Source organism: Shewanella metallivivens (assembly GCF_028750675.1).
Taxonomy (GTDB): Bacteria; Pseudomonadota; Gammaproteobacteria; order Enterobacterales; family Shewanellaceae; genus Shewanella; species Shewanella metallivivens.
Genome location: NZ_JAQQPZ010000009.1, coordinates 1 through 16501 on the forward strand (window position 1 = coordinate 1; position 16501 = coordinate 16501).

General features: G+C 43.7%; 17 protein-coding genes. 9 read left to right on the plus strand and 8 right to left on the minus strand.

Annotation, left to right across the window (positions count from 1 at the left end; all coding sequences use genetic code 11):
• Both folE and folX read right to left on the minus strand, forming a co-directional pair.
• Nucleotides 1-566 (minus strand): GTP cyclohydrolase I FolE (folE, locus tag PQR79_RS11360; protein ID WP_274408498.1); only part of this gene is annotated, 566 nt, incomplete at its 3' end.
• Between the two features lie 18 nt (nucleotides 567-584).
• Nucleotides 585-947, minus strand: coding sequence for a dihydroneopterin triphosphate 2'-epimerase (folX, locus tag PQR79_RS11365; protein WP_238106627.1), 363 nt, complete (start codon nucleotides 945-947; stop codon nucleotides 585-587).
• A gap of 168 nt (nucleotides 948-1115) precedes the next feature.
• On the opposite strand from folX, the gene PQR79_RS11370 reads away from it, so the two are divergent.
• The gene (locus PQR79_RS11370; protein WP_238106626.1) at nucleotides 1116-1505 is read left to right on the plus strand and encodes a thiol-disulfide oxidoreductase DCC family protein; all 390 of its coding nucleotides are present in this window, start codon (nucleotides 1116-1118) and stop codon (nucleotides 1503-1505) included.
• 11 nt (nucleotides 1506-1516) lie between these two features.
• Nucleotides 1517-2359 (plus strand): SDR family NAD(P)-dependent oxidoreductase, encoded by an 843-nt coding sequence (locus PQR79_RS11375; RefSeq protein WP_238106625.1) that lies wholly within the window; start codon nucleotides 1517-1519, stop codon nucleotides 2357-2359.
• A 67-nt stretch (nucleotides 2360-2426) separates the two neighbouring features.
• On the opposite strand, the gene mdh is transcribed toward PQR79_RS11375, so the two are convergent.
• Entirely contained in the window at nucleotides 2427-3362 is a 936-nt protein-coding gene (mdh, locus tag PQR79_RS11380; protein ID WP_238106623.1) for a malate dehydrogenase, read from the minus strand.
• 484 nt (nucleotides 3363-3846) lie between these two features.
• On the opposite strand from mdh, the gene PQR79_RS11385 reads away from it, so the two are divergent.
• The gene (locus PQR79_RS11385) at nucleotides 3847-4296 is read left to right on the plus strand and encodes a GNAT family N-acetyltransferase (protein WP_238106622.1); all 450 of its coding nucleotides are present in this window, start codon (nucleotides 3847-3849) and stop codon (nucleotides 4294-4296) included.
• Between the two features lie 99 nt (nucleotides 4297-4395).
• Here the strand turns inward: PQR79_RS11385 and PQR79_RS11390 are convergent, their stop codons facing one another.
• On the minus strand, nucleotides 4396-5532 hold the full coding sequence (locus PQR79_RS11390) for an endonuclease/exonuclease/phosphatase family protein (RefSeq protein WP_238106621.1): 1137 nt from the start codon (nucleotides 5530-5532) through the stop codon (nucleotides 4396-4398).
• Nucleotides 5533-5808: 276 nt separating this feature from the next.
• Here PQR79_RS11390 and PQR79_RS11395 point away from each other — a divergent pair, with 276 nt between their 5' ends.
• The 3 genes from PQR79_RS11395 to PQR79_RS11405 are packed head-to-tail and all read left to right on the plus strand — an operon-like array spanning nucleotide 5809 to nucleotide 7271.
• Entirely contained in the window at nucleotides 5809-6390 is a 582-nt protein-coding gene (locus PQR79_RS11395) for a CIA30 family protein (RefSeq protein WP_238106620.1), read from the plus strand.
• A gap of 31 nt (nucleotides 6391-6421) precedes the next feature.
• Nucleotides 6422-7009, plus strand: a complete 588-nt coding sequence (locus PQR79_RS11400) for an HAD family hydrolase (protein ID WP_238106619.1) — start codon at nucleotides 6422-6424, stop codon at nucleotides 7007-7009.
• 46 nt (nucleotides 7010-7055) lie between these two features.
• Entirely contained in the window at nucleotides 7056-7271 is a 216-nt protein-coding gene (locus PQR79_RS11405; protein WP_238106618.1) for a TIGR02450 family Trp-rich protein, read from the plus strand.
• A gap of 75 nt (nucleotides 7272-7346) precedes the next feature.
• Here the strand turns inward: PQR79_RS11405 and PQR79_RS11410 are convergent, their stop codons facing one another.
• The 4 genes from PQR79_RS11410 to slyA form a co-directional block, all read right to left on the minus strand.
• Nucleotides 7347-8231 carry a tetratricopeptide repeat protein gene (locus PQR79_RS11410; protein WP_274408499.1) on the minus strand — a complete coding sequence of 295 codons (885 nt, stop codon included), beginning with the start codon at nucleotides 8229-8231 and terminating at the stop codon, nucleotides 7347-7349.
• A 158-nt stretch (nucleotides 8232-8389) separates the two neighbouring features.
• Nucleotides 8390-9421 (minus strand): DUF2955 domain-containing protein, encoded by a 1032-nt coding sequence (locus PQR79_RS11415; RefSeq protein WP_238106616.1) that lies wholly within the window; start codon nucleotides 9419-9421, stop codon nucleotides 8390-8392.
• Nucleotides 9422-9517: 96 nt separating this feature from the next.
• Nucleotides 9518-10576, minus strand: a complete 1059-nt coding sequence (locus tag PQR79_RS11420; protein WP_238106615.1) for an HlyD family secretion protein — start codon at nucleotides 10574-10576, stop codon at nucleotides 9518-9520.
• A gap of 30 nt (nucleotides 10577-10606) precedes the next feature.
• The gene (slyA, locus tag PQR79_RS11425; RefSeq protein WP_238106614.1) at nucleotides 10607-11071 is read right to left on the minus strand and encodes a transcriptional regulator SlyA; all 465 of its coding nucleotides are present in this window, start codon (nucleotides 11069-11071) and stop codon (nucleotides 10607-10609) included.
• A gap of 297 nt (nucleotides 11072-11368) precedes the next feature.
• Here slyA and PQR79_RS11430 point away from each other — a divergent pair, with 297 nt between their 5' ends.
• The 3 genes from PQR79_RS11430 to PQR79_RS11440 all read left to right on the plus strand — a co-directional run bounded on the left by PQR79_RS11430 (nucleotide 11369) and on the right by PQR79_RS11440 (nucleotide 16446).
• Nucleotides 11369-13651: a nitric-oxide reductase large subunit gene (locus PQR79_RS11430; protein WP_238106611.1), complete on the plus strand. Its 2283-nt coding sequence runs from the start codon at nucleotides 11369-11371 to the stop codon at nucleotides 13649-13651.
• A 193-nt stretch (nucleotides 13652-13844) separates the two neighbouring features.
• Nucleotides 13845-15395 (plus strand): nitric oxide reductase transcriptional regulator NorR, encoded by a 1551-nt coding sequence (norR, locus tag PQR79_RS11435; protein ID WP_238106610.1) that lies wholly within the window; start codon nucleotides 13845-13847, stop codon nucleotides 15393-15395.
• A 133-nt stretch (nucleotides 15396-15528) separates the two neighbouring features.
• On the plus strand, nucleotides 15529-16446 hold the full coding sequence (locus tag PQR79_RS11440; protein ID WP_238107194.1) for a L,D-transpeptidase family protein: 918 nt from the start codon (nucleotides 15529-15531) through the stop codon (nucleotides 16444-16446).
• The last annotated feature ends 55 nt before the right edge of the window (nucleotides 16447-16501 follow it).

A 16501-nucleotide genomic window follows, 5' to 3' on the forward strand; every position in this document is an offset into this window, starting at 1 on the left:
ACGCAATAATGGGTCGCATTGATGCTCACTGCAACGTCGTCGGTTTCGAGCAAGGTTTGCAGCGCCACTAAAATTTGTTGCGTGAGGCGCTCTTGCACCTGCGGCCGCTGAGCAAAAAAGCGCACTATACGGTTAATTTTAGATAAGCCGATAATGTTGCCTTTAGGGATGTATGCCACTTTGGCTAACCCATCGATGGTAATAAAATGATGCTCGCAGGTACTCACCACACTGATGTTGCTAATTTTAACCATTTCTTCGACACCCATTTTGTTGTCAATTTGGGTGATTTTAGGAAAGTTAGCGTAATCAAGGCCGGAGAAAATCTCATTGACGTACATTTTTGCAATACGGTGCGGCGTTTCGGCTAAGCTGTCGTCGGTTAAATCAAGCCCAAGGGTTGAGACAACTTCGGTCATTAAACCTTTAATGCGCTGATATTTTTGCTCGCTGGTCATCTCACTTGGGATAAGAGGCGTTTCAAGACCATGGGCAAGCAACGCTTGTTGAACTTTTAGTGCCTCGGCAGACAATTCTGCGCGAGTTATGTCATTAATGGTGGTCATAATAACATCCTTAATAAATTAGGCTTGATACTCTAAAGACAAAGAAACAGAGTCGGCAAAACGCAATGCATGGGGTTTATCGATAGTGACTCGGGCTAAGGTTACGCTAGGGTGCTCACGACAAATGTCGAGCACGTCAGCCACCAGTTTTTCAAGTAATAAGAAACGACCTTCTTCGACATGCTGGATCACTTTTTTGGTGATCACTTTGTAGTTTAGCGCATCTGCGACATCGTCGGTTTGAAACGATCGATCTGCTGGGTAGTGGATCTCTATGTTGATCACCACATCCTGTTGCTTTTCGCGCTCTTCTTGATTAAACCCAATAAAGGTACGTAAACGTAAGTTGGTGACGTTAATAATAGCTTGGCTTAATGGCATGATTTAGCCCTAGTGGATTGTTTTTAAGCTATACGCCAAGATGAAATAAAAAGATCATAAATCTAAAACGATCATGCCGATCGCTAAAGGCCACTAACAAAAAGGTAAACTAGTTTGCGAGCTAATGCGTAGAATAGTCATAGCAACGCTAATGGCATGAGGTAAATAATGGAACTGACAATATTTTACGATGGCACCTGTCCGCTGTGCCTTAACGAAATGAAGCAATTAAAGCGTCACGACAGCTTAAACCGCATCGCCCTTGAAGACATTAACGCTGCAGATATTAATCAGCGTTTTCCTGACTTAGATGTAGCGCAAGCCAATACCCTATTACATGGCCTGCAAGCCGATGGCACTTGGCTATATGGTTTAGATGTTACCGCTAAGGCGTGGGGATTAACCGGTAAACACGGTTGGGTAAAACTGCTACGTCTGCCCGTGATTAAACCTGTGGCAGACCTCGCCTATTTGGCTTTTGCCCGTAATCGCTACCGGATATCGTATTTACTGACCGGTAAAAAGCGCTGCGACACAGGCAGCTGTAACATTAAATAAGAGCAAAGCGCATGAGCGATTCAACCTCAACAGAAACCATGATCGTCATTGGGGCGTCATCCTTTATTGCTAAGGCCTTTATTGAGCAAGCCTGTCATCAACACGCGCAACAGCAGCTAAACTTACCTGTCGCAGTGCCGTTACAAATCATCACAATTAGCCGTCAGGCTAGCATTAAATTGCCAGAACTCATGGGCAGTGAACTAACGGGAAGTGTTAGCCACCAGCACTTTAGCTGCGATTATCAACAAAGTTCAATAACGCAATGTGTAACCGATATTGCGGCCATTGCAGGAAAAGTCACACGCATAGTGATGTGTAATGGCGTTTTGCACAGTAAAAACCAACACCTCACAACAGCAGATCCTGACCTAATGCCAGAAAAACGCATAGAAGACATTGATGCTCACTCGTTAGAGCAACTGTTTTATGCCAACAGTATTGTGCCCATGCTATGGCTCAGCGCCCTCACCCCATTGTTGTCGCAGCCACGAAATAAAGTAAGCAGCCAACAAAAATGTGTCATCAGTATATTGAGTGCCAGAGTGGGCAGTATTTCAGATAATCGCATCGGCGGTTGGTATGGCTATCGCGCCTCAAAAGCAGCATTAAACATGCTCATTAAAACCACGGCAGTAGAATATGCTAGACGCCTTAAACGCGTGAAGCTGATTGCGTTTCACCCCGGCACCACCGACACGCCATTATCAAAACCTTTTCAAGCCAATGTGCCTCAAGGCAAACTCTTTACCCCAGCCTTTGTCGCCAGCCAACTTCACCAAATTATGGACCACAGTGAACCCGATGGCGAAGCCAGCTACCTCGACTGGCAAGGCAAGCCGATTAACTGGTAATTTTTGGGTTAGCAAAAAAAAACGCGAAGCCATTAGCTTCGCGCTTTTTATCGCATTGCTTTGTTAATTACTTAACAAATTCAACGCCTAATTTAATGTCACCTTTAAGGGTATCTAGCATTGCATCGCGAGCGTTAGCTTCAAATGCGCTGATTTCACCGTAAGGTAATACTTTTTCTACGCCGTTTTTACCAAGTAATACTGGCTGAGCGAAGAATTCAGCGTGCTCGCTGCCGCCGTCAACATAGGCACATTCAATCACGTTGGCTTCGCCTTGTAGACCACGTACCAATGATAAACCAAAGCGACATGCAGCTTGGCCCATTGATAATGTTGCGCTGCCGCCACCGGCTTTAGCTTCAACAACTTCAGTACCCGCGTTTTGAATACGAGTGGTCATTGCTGCAACTTCTTCATCAGAGAAAGTCACGCCTTCAACTTGAGAAAGTAATGGCAGAATCGTCACACCGCTGTGGCCGCCGATAACGTTAACTTTAACGTCAGCAACGTTTAAGCCTTTAAGCTCAGCAATAAAGGTTTCGCTACGGATTACGTCTAGAGTTGTGATACCGAATAAACGGTTTTTGTCGTACACACCAGCATTTTTTAATACTTCAGCAGCAATGGCTACTGTGGTGTTAACTGGGTTCGTAATAATACCCACTAATGCTTTAGGGCAAGTTACAGCCACTTTTTCCATTAGGTTACGCACGATGCCAGCGTTGATGTTGAATAGATCTGAACGATCCATACCAGGCTTACGCGCTACACCAGCAGACATTAATACGACGTCAGCATCAACTAATGCAGCAGTTGGATCTTCACCAGCAAAACCTTTTACTTCTACGTCTGTTGGGATGTGACTTAAGTCAACCGCAACACCCGGAGTAACAGGAGCTATGTCATATAGAGACAACTTTGAACCCGCAGGCAGTTGAGTTTTTAACAGTAAAGCTAGCGCCTGGCCGATACCACCAGCAGCACCTAATACAGCAACTTTCATAATTATCTCCATCAATTTATGCAGTTTGTGACATTGATCTAAATTGTCGTGGCGTCACATTACTGCATCGTCACAATAATTTCAATTATACGTTAGTGGACAGTGGTAAATAAGTGAGCGCTAATAAGGTTTAAGCGAAAGCGTGTGCATGAATAATATTCAAGATTAGCCTCACAGCAGAGTGAAATCCCTTATCTATACTTTCGCTTTTATTGACTACAACCAGTCATTTTTTGTGTATAAATATGCACCAACTGTTCGATTTAGGCTTAAAACAAAGGCACGGTAAGCCATTGTTGCCCGCGCAGTGTTTACTTTCTCAAGCCATCAACCCCATTACCGCTGATTTTATCCCATGAGTTTGGTCACAGGCTCTTACGAAGCAGTGTGATATTGGCGTACACTAAAGCTGCCGCGAGCGAATAAATAAAAATTCAATAACAATCACGGCATTCCTCAATATCCAATTATTTGCGAGAGTTTCATGATAATAAGAGCTGGCCAACACGCCGATTTACACGCCTTGGTTCATTTTAATCAAGCCATGGCAATGGAAACCGAAAACCTGACCCTAGATACCAAAAAGCTCACTCAAGGGGTTGAGGGGCTGTTAACTCACCCTGAACGCGGAGTTTATTTAGTCGCTGAAATAGATGGTGAAATTGTCGGGTCGCTGATGGTCACTTACGAGTGGAGCGACTGGCGCGCCAGTAATTATTACTGGATCCAAAGCGTGTATGTTCGACCACAAAATCGTCGCCAAGGCATTTATGGCAAGCTCTATCAAGCAGTTAAAGATTTTGCCGCGGCCAATGGGGGGACCGCCAGTTTTAGATTATACGTTGAACATGACAACGCCGTTGCTCAAAAAACTTACGCAGCATTGGGCATGCAACAAAGCCATTATTTGATGTATGAAGAAAACACCAAATAGGCGCGATTACGTCAATAACCCACTATATCTCACCTGCAAAAATCGCATCAGTAAAGCCAATACTTTGCTGATGTTTATTTAGGCTAAGGTTATCTAGGCTTAGGTTCTAACAGCAAAGCGCATCATAACGGGAGCATGGTCAGTACTGTCGCTGTCGCGTTCATAATCTGGGCGAACAAGATGCCTGTCGAAGGTTTGGTAATCAATAATATGCGCCAAATTTTGCTGTTGAGCCGGGTTGAACTCACTCGACACTAAAATGTAATCGAGCACAGAACCTGTGTTGCCATAATAGTGCGTAGCTTGTCTTACTGCATGGGGTTCATCATCAAGCAATGAGGCTGATTCAAACTCATCTTGCGCCAAAGTGGCATTACATTTAGTTGCCGCAATAAACAATTCATAACTGTCGTACAAGCTGCTTTGATGTAATTCTGCCATTAACGAGGTTTCACCGAGCTTGGCTAATTGCGGGTCTTCAATGTCACTGCGAAACACGCGTAATTGATGATTAAATGCTGCTAACAGCTCGCTGCCTAGGGTGTCATTAAAATCTCCCATTAACATAAACGGCTGCTGGCTTTGTTGGCGGCGCATTAACATTTGATGACACAACAATGCTGACTCACTGCCACGTTGTAAACTCGAGGCCCACCGCCCCAACACCTGGCGTGCAACAAAGTCTGGCCCGCCTTGCAAACCGCTTTCACTCATATCATCACGGCTTACACCACTGCGTTTTGATTTAAGGTGAATAACATAACAATCGCACGGCCCAAATACCGGTAATTGAATGGTGGCACGAAGCGGTTTGCGGCTAAAAGCAAAGGTATCGGCTAAACCTAATTGAGTAATCCATTGCGGATCGGGGCTGACATTAACTGAATCCACAATCGGGTATTTTGATGCAATGGCCACTACAGGGCTGCGATAAACATAGTCGCTAATCACTTCTGGTTCATCTAACGCCACAAAATACTCATAGCCTAATGATTGGGTCAGTTTAGCTAATGCATCTGGGCTAAACACCTCTTGAAAACCAATAATATCGGGCTGACTTTGATTAATAAAATCACTTAACCAGGCACACTTTTTTTGCCATTGCTTGTCGCTGTAGATGTTTTCAAAATCATAAAACGCATACGGTGGCTCAATAAAATTAAATAAGTTAATGCTCACCACAGTAAAGCTCAGCTCTGATGTGGTAATCAATGTTCCGTCGTTTACGTTTAACATATGATAATCCTAATAAAACCTAACATTAGGGTACTGACAAGCCTTTGATTTGTCGAATAGCAATCACGTTATTTACATTAAAAGATCGCAATTGATCCTAAACGCTAACCCGTGCGTAATACATTAATAGCAACAGGTTACACAGCTTTTGTATAACACTGCCAACACAATGCAATCATCCTCCGTAAGACCCTTTGGCTTATCTTATCGATAGGCCATTTTTTTACGGTTTATGTTTTGGATGTTTAATTTTATTTGCGAAAGAGGATAATGGTGATGAAAAAACAAAAAATAACCACCAGCATTTATACTACCGCCAGTGTATTACTTTTAATGTGCAACCCCGTTTGGAGCGCAAGTGAGGCCAAAATGTTATTACACTTTATCGATTCACATCACTTTCCTCAATGGAATATCAATAATGACACCGTAATGGGTGGGGTTTCACAAAGTCACATAACCCAGCACCCACAGCAAGCACTGCTATTTAACGGCACAGTGTCATTGGCCAATAATGGCGGGTTTGCATCGACCGAGTCGCGAATTATTAAAGACATACCTGCTGCATCAGCGATAACTGTTACGGTTAAAGGTGATGGTAAAACTTACCAACTTCGATTAAAAACTCCGGCATTATCTTATGGAGAAGCCTATGTTGCTAACTTCACCACACAAGCAGATACCATCACTCAGCATCGCTTTACAGCAAGTGATTTTAGCGTGAGTTTTCGTGGTCGTAACGTCGCTAATGCGCCTGCATTAACTTTTGCAGATATTGATAGAATGGGTTTTTTAGTTGCACAAAAACAACAAGGTCCATTTGCAATTGAGTTACACTCTGTTGAGTTTGAACGCTAAATTACTCACCAGAGAACATTAAGGCTAGCCATTGAAATTACCCGTAAACATTAAAGGCATCATTTTCGATTTAGACGGCACCCTAGTTGAATCGAGTTTAGATTTTGAGTTAATACGCCAACAAATCGGCTGCCCAGAAGGCATCGACCTGCTCAAATACGTTGATGAATTAGGCTGTCAAAGCAGCCAGGCTCGGGCCAATAACATTATTATTGAGCATGAATACCAAGACGCAATAGCCGCTAAGCCCATTAAGGGGATGGCCGAATTAATTAGCGCCATTGATGCAGCAAAAGTACCAACTGCCATTGTCACCCGCAACAGTCTTGCGGCCAGCACAATGAAAGTGAAGCAAAATGCCATCGCGATTGAGCAGGTGTTAACCCGAGAAGACTACCCGGCAAAACCTGCACCCGATGCATTATTAGCTATCGCTAATCAATGGCAAATAGCACCCGAGTACATTATGTATGTTGGTGATTATTTATATGACATTCAAGCGGCTAATAATGCCGGCATGATTGCCTGTTTAATTACACACGGTGTTGAAAAGCGCTATCAAGACCTTGCAGACATTGTTATCGATGAGCTCAATCAATTACTGCCATTTATCCAGTAAGCTGGTGCTAACATCGTCGTCAATAACCTTTAAAGGTGAGAAAACAATGAATCCAATTCACCCTAAAAAATTACTTCACAGCAAATGGACCAAAGTTGAGGTGGTTAATAAGCTTAAGCACTTTAGCGTAATTAAAGTGGAATATGATGAGCAACAGAATGTGATTGAATGCATTATTCGCGCAGAAATGAATGCCGCAGAATTTGCTATCGAATGGCGCAATTTAAAAGATCCGCAGCAGTGGAAAATAGGCTGGCAATAAAAAAGTGACTCACATTGAGTCACTTTTTGGGTTACCCCCTAAAGCCTACATAGTCAATATTGGCATATTTAACCATTATTTAATGATAAATATAGAACCTTCCATTCTAAAGGGAATCGTTTCTAGCCCCCAATCAGATAGCATAACATCGCCTATGCGCAAGGTATCGCCTTCGCTACTACAGCCCCACATTTTAGCGCATGTTTGCCCTGGAATATTTGAGCCAGTGCCTTTTGATGTGTCTGGGATCATATGATTCAATTGAGCAATGTGAGAACCAAACATATCCTCAAACGTATCCATTGTGACATCCAGCGTTTCCATTTCACCTTCAGGGAAAACAACCGCCGCAGTTTGCTCTACAGAAGTGCTTTGCTCTTGTTTTAACGTCACAACATCTTGCGCAACCAAACCATATAATGCCGTTAGTGGTAAATCTTTAGTGGTCTCGTGCAAATAGAGAGTCTGGCCATAATGTCTTGCGGCATAGTTGTTTTGTTCGTAGGCAAGAGAAAGGTATTTATCAGCTTTGGCCATGTCTTCACCTACCATACCACCACCTAAATACAACTTACCTAGTAGGTATGATGATTGAGAGTGACCCATTCTTGAGGCGTACTCTAAATAATCAATGCCTTCTTCAACATCTTTTAAATGCGTATCTTGCAAATACAATACCCCAGCTTTGTATTTAGCATCTAATACGTATTTACCTGCGCGGCGATACCACTTTAACGCCATGTCTAAGTTTTTATCCGTGCCATATCCGGCATAATAAAACTCTCCTAACATTGCCATCGCAGATGAGTGACCTCGCTTGGTCAAAATGCGGTAGGCTTTAAAGTATTCAACGCATTCCGCCGTTTGGCATTCAGGCAACTGACTGGCCTCAGTTTTGTATGGCATAAAAATGAGCAGGCTAGCGATTAAGCTAAAAATAATTGTTTTATAGTGCATCATTGCTAATTCCATTTAGTGAACAATTTTATACTATTAGCGCCAAAGCTTGTGTTGTCCATAGTATAAAAGGGTTAAAAAACAACCTGAGCAGAATGAAATGCAACAATAAATTAACACATCCCAGTATTTATCTGGGTTTGCTTATATTTAAAAATATCCTAATTATTTACAAATCGCGTCGCTTCAAACCGATTTAAACACCAGTGCATGAGAAAACACAGTAATAAAGTGCCCACAATGGCAACGAGAATGCTACTTATACGGTACAGCGCACTAAAAACGAAATCATTATTTGGCGTAAGGTACTGGCCAAATAATATGCCTAAGGTGGTCATGGCACCAAAACCAACCCCAGAACCACTGGCCTCTTTAACATGCACTTGGCTAAATAGCATTAAGCCTATCCACAAAAGTGGTATCACGAAAAGAAGCATACCAGACCAATCATAAAGCACAGCTTGACCAACTAGACCAAATGTCACACCAAATAAGGTCCCTATGGCGCGTTTTCTGGCATAGCCAAGCGCGCCGTTCCAATGCATGGGAAATAACAGTAATAAGGTTGTGGCTTGGGCAGACATTGAATCTTGCAAATTAAACACCTGAAATACAATAAATGACGCAGTAGCAATAGAGGCACCCAATAATGCTTCATGGCGCATACGATTAGGCACTTTGACGACACTGGCCATTGGTGGTCTTGGTTCAACGTCTGGCCATAATATTGTCATCGCATAGGCAATAATCACTGAAGTTAACGTTGCCCAAAAGTTGCTAAAAATAAGGTTATTGATGTCTGTGTTTGGGTAACTCGCAAAATGCAACATAATGCTTAAGCTAATCACGCCATTGGCTCCAAACAAAAATAAACTGCCACGCGACATAGCAGCAAAACGATATAAGAATAACAAAAATACGATGGGTAATATTACCCCAGGATGGCCACCAAATAAGCCACCAATAATACCAACCTCAAGCCCCGCCATAACTGACGACGCCAATAATTGCCGCATGGCATGTGCATTCATTACTGGCACTAAACCAAGCAGTAACATAGGGGTAACGGTAAAGAACACCCCATAATTTAGGTCGAATAGTTTGCAAATAGCAAACCCCAGCGTGGCACCGGTGGCAATGCGTAAGCATTGGCGTAAATCATTGCTTGTTAATGGGTTATGGCGTAATAACATCAGCGTACCTACAAGATACATCGTGACATACAATAGGCTTGTCGCAACGTTAGTTGCCCAATATGGCAAGTCACAATATCGATATTTGGGTCGAGATTAATAAATATAGTGCAACATACTAATCAATTTGATTTGTACTTTGGCTAAAAAACCTAACAACCCATTATTGGGTACCAGTTGTACAGTGGCACGAGCCCCTGCTGGTAAGGTATTCATCACTTGATGATCGAGAGCAAGGTGCAAACGTAATCGCTGGGCATCTCGCACCCAGCGCGCCGACGCTTCAGGTGTGGCTAAGCGGCCATTTGCATCAAACTGTCCTGCACTCACCCCTGCATCAACATTACTCACTTTGGCTAAATATAAACGTCCCGGCTGGCCATCGAAGGTAATGTATGCACTTGATTGGGACTCTAATCCTCTTAGGCTTTTTTCCCTAAAGTCAGCAATAATATCGACCTTTTCAGATACCACTGCGAGTAAGGGCTGACCAACGGTGGCAAAACTGCCCACTTCTAATTGTAAATTAGTGACCACACCATTTTGATCAGCACGCACCTGGGTATACGACAGATTTAGCTCGGCTTGCGCTAAACGATTTTGAGCCTGACGTACTTTTAAGTTATCCACACCATCAGGCCCACGACTGACAATTAACTGACTTAAACGAGCTTTTGCGGCGATAAGATTAGCGTCTGCGGTGGCGGCATCACTTTGTGCTTGGTCAACTAACTGTTGCGATACACCTCGGCTAGCATAAAGCGCGTCAAGCCGCTTGGCTTCACTGCGTTTTTGTTGGGCATTACTTTGATTAGCTATGACATCTGCTTGTGCAGCCAATATTTCAGCATCAAGTTCTGCATTATCTTGCTTGGCTTGCTCTAGCGCTAAATAGGCTTGCTCAACGGCTAACTCATATGGCGCAGACTCAATACGAAATAAAACATCGCCTTTAGCAACAACTTGGTTATTAGTCACGGCTATCGTGGCAATTTTACCGCTGACTTGCGGCGTCACTTTGGTCACCATTCGTGTCGCCATTGCTTGAGGTGTCATTGGCATCACGGCATCGGCAAACATAAAGTAACCAAACACGAGTACAAATAGGAATATGGATATTTTTACGAGTCGCGCAAATTGTTGATCTGGAGTCATATACTTTCTCATTACTGCTTACCCATGCTATTACGCAGAGGTTTTATCTAATGTTGCTAGGGCGTTTTCACTGATTTGACTAATAATGCTTTCAAAGTCATTGAGTTGTTGTTGGCTTATACCCGCTAATAAATTTCGTCGCACGTGCATAATTTTGCTTTCCATCTGCTTAAGCATCTCAATTCCACCTGGGGTTAAACTGACAATGCGTGCGCGCTTATCTTTTTCACAGCAACGACGTTGCACATACCCTTGCTCTTCTAAATGGTTTAGGGTGCGCATTAACGATGGCAATTCAATTTCTAACGCATCTGCAAGCACCTTTTGACTGACGTTGTCACCGAGACGCAATAGCTTCCACAATGCTGTCCAGCGTGGATGAGTAAGGCCAAGCGGGATCAACTCTGCATCGGCAGCCGTCCGCCACAAGCGGTGTAATCGACCTAAATTTTCAGCAAGCGACAACTCTTTTAATTTTTCTAATTCAGTAGACATGATTAGCGCTCATTTAGTTAGCGTGCTAACCATTATAACTAGTTAGCACGCTAAGTAAATAGTGTTTTGAGATAAGTTGCATCATCAAAACTAACGCATTAACTCATAAGGCGAGTGTCATGTTGACAGTGAACAGTCTTAATGACACCCACCGCCACTGTCTTTATGACAGCACCATGTGTGTTAACGAACAAATAAAACAAATAGAATCATAATCTTGTGTAAATTTAAAAAGTTGGCACGTCTTGTGTAATGTCAAGTCATCTGTATCAAAATGACTTTGCGCTAAGAGGACTTATGAGCAAAAACAAACTCACCGGCATTGCACTGCTAATCGTGCTAGTGGCTTCTTTTACTGTGTTACTCAGTTTAGGCAGCGGCATATATCGAGAAAAACCACCTATCCCAACGGCTTTTACTGACACTAATGGTCAGCCTATTTTTACTCAACACGATATTGAACAAGGCCAATTGGTCTGGCGTTCAATGGGCGGACATCAATTAGGATCGATATGGGGTCATGGCTCATATGTGGCACCAGACTGGACTGCAGACTGGTTACACCGTGAAGCGCAAGCCTGGTTATCAATTACCGCAAAGCAGCGATTTAATCGCGAGTTTGCTGATCTTGATACCGAGCAACAAGCGGGATTAGAAAAAGCCCTTAGGAATGACATTCGTCATAATACTGTGATTGAAGGTGCTGAAGACAAGACCTATGTTGCGCTTTCAATGACGCGTATCGCGGCGATAAACGAAGTCACCCAACACTACCTTTCGTTATTTGGGGACGACCCAGAATTAAGCTCATTGCGTGAACAATACGCCATGAAAGAAGGCACGATTACCGATGTCAAACATCGTGAATTATTAAACGCTTTCCTCTTTTGGGGTGCATGGGCCGCAGTAACTGAGCGCCCTGGTTATGATTACACCTACACCAACAACTGGCCGTACGACCCACAAATAGGTAATTTACCAACGTCAGACAATATCGTGTGGTCAATATTAAGTGTTATCACCCTGATTTTAGGCGTGGGAATGTTGATTTGGCATCACGCCAGCTGCAAAGAAGCGTCATTACCTGAACCTGCGAAAGAAGATCCGCTGTTTCACACTAAACCGACCGCATCGCAAAAAGCGGTAGGCAAATACTTCATTACCGCTATTGGTTTATTTTTACTGCAAATATTATTGGGCGGTGTCACTGCGCATTACGCAGTAGAAGGCCAAGAGTTTTATGGCATCGCCATCTCTGAAATCTTACCTTATTCGGTTACACGTACCTGGCATACGCAACTGGCCGTATTTTGGATTGCCACCGCATGGCTAGGTACTGGTCTTTATATTGCCCCCGCATTATCTGGCTATGAACCTAAATATCAGCGTCTTGGTGTTAATGTATTGTGGGTGGCTTTAGTCATTGTCGTGCTGGGCTCCATGGCAGGTGAATGGTTAGGCGTACAACAATACTTTAACCTGGACATGAACTTCTTATTTGGTCACCAAGGTTATGAATACATTGATTTAGGCCGTGTGTGGCAAATCCTGTTACTGGGTGGTTTATTGATTTGGTTGGCACTGGTTACCGCGTCTATGCGTCCGGCGTTAAAAGTCAGTAGCGACATGCAACCGGTTATTTGGGTGCTGTATGCCTCGTGTGTTGCCATAGGTTTGTTTTATGGTGCTGGCCTATTTATGGGCAAACACTCAAACCTTGCGATTGCAGAATACTGGCGCTGGTGGGTCGTACATTTATGGGTAGAAGGATTCTTTGAAACCTTTGCCACCTCGGTGATTGCCTTGATGTTAGTTCGCTTAGGCTTAATTCGTGCTCGCAGTGCCAATGGTGCAGTATTGTTCTCTACGGTTATCTTTTTAACGGGTGGCTTAATCGGTACCCTGCACCACCTATACTTTACTGGCACTCAAACCTCAGTCATTGCATGGGGGGCAATATTCTCAGCACTGGAAGTTGTACCATTAGCACTTATTGGTTTTGAAGCGATGGAAACCTACCGCTTACGTAAAGCAAGCCCTTGGATGGAGCGTTATCACTGGGCAATTATGTTCTTTGTTGCCACCTCATTTTGGAACTTAGTCGGTGCTGGAGTATTAGGGTTCTTAATCAACCCACCTATTTCGCTGTACTTTATTCAAGGGTTAAACACGACTGCAACTCATGCCCACGCTGCATTTATGGGGGTATACGGTATGTTAGGCATGGGGCTGATGTTGTTCTGTTTACGTGGATTAACGGGCAATATGCAATGGAACCATAAATACCTTAAAGGGGCATTTTGGACATTAAACATTGGCTTAGCGGCTATGGTATTTATGTCGTTGTTGCCAGTGGGTATAGTGCAGTTCTTTGCCGCTATCGACCATGGTTACTGGTATGCTCGCTCACCTGCAGTGATCCACAGCGAGCTGGTTGAAAACCTCGTGTGGATGAGAATGTTCGGCGACATTATCTTTAGTGTAGGCGGATTATTGATGGCAGCGTTCTTATTCGACCTTATTAAAAAAGCCATTCGTAGCAAGAGTGCTAAAGCGAAGCAAACCGTCGCAATGGCTTAACAGTGGGTTAAAGCAATTAAGATAACTCAACTCACAAAAGGGCCGTAATGGTCCTTTTGTGGTCCTAGGGTCTGTTGAACTTTCAAGGTTGTTTTTGCAGCGAAGATCAACAGACCCTAGTGACACCTTAACACTTGTTGTTATAATCACACTTGTCATAATGACAACCACTTAGTTTCTATTGGAGTTGGTCATGGCGTTAAGTCAAACAGATCTCACCCGTATCGCCCTTGATATCACCGCCAATTTATCAACTCGCGATCGCTTTTCACGTTTACTCACTACGCTCAGAGACACCCTAGATTGCGACGCTGCTGCGCTGCTGTCATTCCAGGGCCATCAATTTACGCCACTCGCTATCGATGGACTTAGCGCAGATGTACTTGGCAGGCGCTTTATTGTCAATGAGCATCCTAGACTTGAGGCCATTGCGCGAGCCGGTGATGTGGTGCGCTTTCCTGCCGACAGTCAATTGCCCGACCCTTATGATGGTTTAATCCCTAATGTGGATGGCGATTTAAAAGTGCATGCCTGTGTTGGGCTCCCCTTATTTGCTAACGAACAACTGATTGGGGCATTAACCATCGATGCGCTCGACCCCAATAAATTTGACCAATTCACCAATAATGAATTACGCAGCATTAGCGCCATTACCGCCGCCTCTCTCAATAGTGCCTTATTGATAGACAAACTCGAAAAGCAAGCCAATAACTTTACCATTACCAGCAGTAAACCTACTGGGCAACTTGATACCGCAACAGAGATCATTGGCCAAGATGACAGCTTCATGGCCTTGCTCAATGAGGTGAATGTGGTTGCCGCAACCGAGTTAAACGTACTGATTTTAGGTGAAACGGGAACAGGTAAAGAACTCATCGCTAAAACCGTGCACCAACACTCCCCTCGCGCCGATAAACCATTGGTGTATTTAAACTGCGCCGCATTGGCAGAGTCAGTTGCCGAAAGCGAATTATTTGGCCATGTAAAAGGGGCCTTTACCGGCGCAATTAGCCACCGTAGTGGTAAGTTTGAAGTGGCTGACAAAGGCACGTTATTTTTAGATGAAATAGGTGAATTGCCGCTTAATTTACAAGCGAAATTACTGCGAGTATTGCAGTACGGTGACTTGCAAAAGGTGGGCGATGATCGCAGCTTAAAAGTAGATGTACGGATTATTGCCGCCACCAATAAAGACTTAAAAAGTGAAGTGCTGGCAGGCCGCTTTAGGGCCGATTTATATCATCGTTTAAGTGTGTTTCCCATTGTGGTGCCAGCATTAAGAGAACGCTCTCGAGACATTCATTTATTGGCCGGCTTTTTTATTGAACGCTATCGCCAACAATTACAGTTGCCTCATTTAGGATTAAGTCGCGACGCTCTGGCGTTACTCAACCATTACGATTGGCCCGGTAACATTCGTGAACTTGAACATGCCATTCATCGCGCAGCAGTATTAGCAAAATCAGCTGGGGTTCGCGATGGCATGTGCACCATACAACCGCATCATTTTGAATTTGCGACATCAACAGAAGATATCGCAGCAGACCAGAAAAAAACGGCAGTTAAACAATCAGTAACATCTTTTGCACAAATGAGTTTACGCGACGCAACCGACCAATTTCAAGGCCAGTTTATTCAACAAGTACTAGGCCAACACGAGGGAAACTGGGCCGCCACAGCACGCAGTCTACAGCTTGATTCTGGCAACTTACACCGCCTAGCAAAACGCCTGAAATTAAAATGAGTCAACAGCAAAAAATCAGTTGAAATATTAGACGTAATAAGTGAGGATGCGCGCTATTCAATAGTCAAGCTTTGAAAGATATTGTAGTCTGACTTTTATAACGTCTATTTTTAGGAATGATAACCCCCTTATGATGAATTCGTTACGCACTGCATTCGTTGCCGCGTCTGCAATAATGTTAAGCTTTTCAAGCGCTGCTGTTGAATATCGTTTACCCACTAATGGCAGTAAATTAGTAGGCGAAAACCAGTATTATGTGGTGCCACAAGAAGGTAAACTCACACTAGAGCAAATCGCAGCCGAATTTCAATTAGGCTTAACTAATCTTATCGAAGCAAACCCTGGTGTTGATCCCTTTTTACCTAAACCGGGCAGTACTTTGATTATTCCGCACCAATTAATTCTGCCAGACACTAAGCATGAAGGCATTGTGATTAATTCTGCTGAAATGCGCTTATATTATTATCCAAAGGGTAAAAATATCGTTGAGGTGTTGCCGATTGGTATTGGCCAAATAGGCCGTGATACACCAGAAAACTGGGTGACCAAGGTACATCGCAAGCGAGAAAGACCAACCTGGACACCAACAGCAAATACCCGCCGTATTTATGCAGCCAACGGCATTACTTTACCCGCTGTATGGCCTGCAGGCCCAGACAACCCAATGGGGTTATATGCTCTGTATGTTGGTAACTTGTTTGCCATACACGGCACTAACGCCACCTTTGGTATTGGCTTACGTGTGAGTTCAGGGTGTATCCGGTTACGCGATGACGACATTCAGCACTTGTTTGAAACTGTGCCAGTAGGCACCCGTGTTGAATTTTTAAACAAACCCATTAAAGCGACTGCAGAGCCTGATGGCAGCCGCTATATTGAAGTGCACGAGCCGTTATCGAAAACTCAAGAAGAGTTCGACTCAAAAGAACCAGTGTCATTAACTCTAGACAAAGAGTTGACCCGTTTTCTTGCGCATCCAGAAACCGACTCTACCGTGTTAAAACGTTTACTCGAAAAGCGTACTGGTATGCCAACCCGCATTAACCCGTAAACACATCTGATACTAAAAAATGGCCAGGTTAACTCAGTTAATCTGGCCATTTTTT

Bases quoted from the DNA above. Each gene is read 5' to 3' on its own strand.
- folX (WP_238106627.1), bottom strand. From the start codon at position 947: ATGCCATTAAGCCAAGCTATTATTAACGTCACCAACTTACGTTTACGT.
- norR (WP_238106610.1), top strand. From the start codon at position 13,845: ATGGCGTTAAGTCAAACAGATCTCACCCGTATCGCCCTTGATATCACC.
- PQR79_RS11430 (WP_238106611.1), top strand. From the start codon at position 11,369: ATGAGCAAAAACAAACTCACCGGCATTGCACTGCTAATCGTGCTAGTG.
- PQR79_RS11390 (WP_238106621.1), bottom strand. From the start codon at position 5,532: ATGTTAAACGTAAACGACGGAACATTGATTACCACATCAGAGCTGAGC.
- PQR79_RS11385 (WP_238106622.1), top strand. From the start codon at position 3,847: ATGATAATAAGAGCTGGCCAACACGCCGATTTACACGCCTTGGTTCAT.
- PQR79_RS11405 (WP_238106618.1), top strand. From the start codon at position 7,056: ATGAATCCAATTCACCCTAAAAAATTACTTCACAGCAAATGGACCAAA.
- PQR79_RS11410 (WP_274408499.1), bottom strand. From the start codon at position 8,231: ATGATGCACTATAAAACAATTATTTTTAGCTTAATCGCTAGCCTGCTC.
- PQR79_RS11440 (WP_238107194.1), top strand. From the start codon at position 15,529: ATGAATTCGTTACGCACTGCATTCGTTGCCGCGTCTGCAATAATGTTA.
- mdh (WP_238106623.1), bottom strand. From the start codon at position 3,362: ATGAAAGTTGCTGTATTAGGTGCTGCTGGTGGTATCGGCCAGGCGCTA.
- PQR79_RS11375 (WP_238106625.1), top strand. From the start codon at position 1,517: ATGAGCGATTCAACCTCAACAGAAACCATGATCGTCATTGGGGCGTCA.
- slyA (WP_238106614.1), bottom strand. From the start codon at position 11,071: ATGTCTACTGAATTAGAAAAATTAAAAGAGTTGTCGCTTGCTGAAAAT.
- PQR79_RS11370 (WP_238106626.1), top strand. From the start codon at position 1,116: ATGGAACTGACAATATTTTACGATGGCACCTGTCCGCTGTGCCTTAAC.
- PQR79_RS11395 (WP_238106620.1), top strand. From the start codon at position 5,809: ATGAAAAAACAAAAAATAACCACCAGCATTTATACTACCGCCAGTGTA.
- PQR79_RS11415 (WP_238106616.1), bottom strand. From the start codon at position 9,421: ATGTTATTACGCCATAACCCATTAACAAGCAATGATTTACGCCAATGC.
- PQR79_RS11420 (WP_238106615.1), bottom strand. From the start codon at position 10,576: ATGACTCCAGATCAACAATTTGCGCGACTCGTAAAAATATCCATATTC.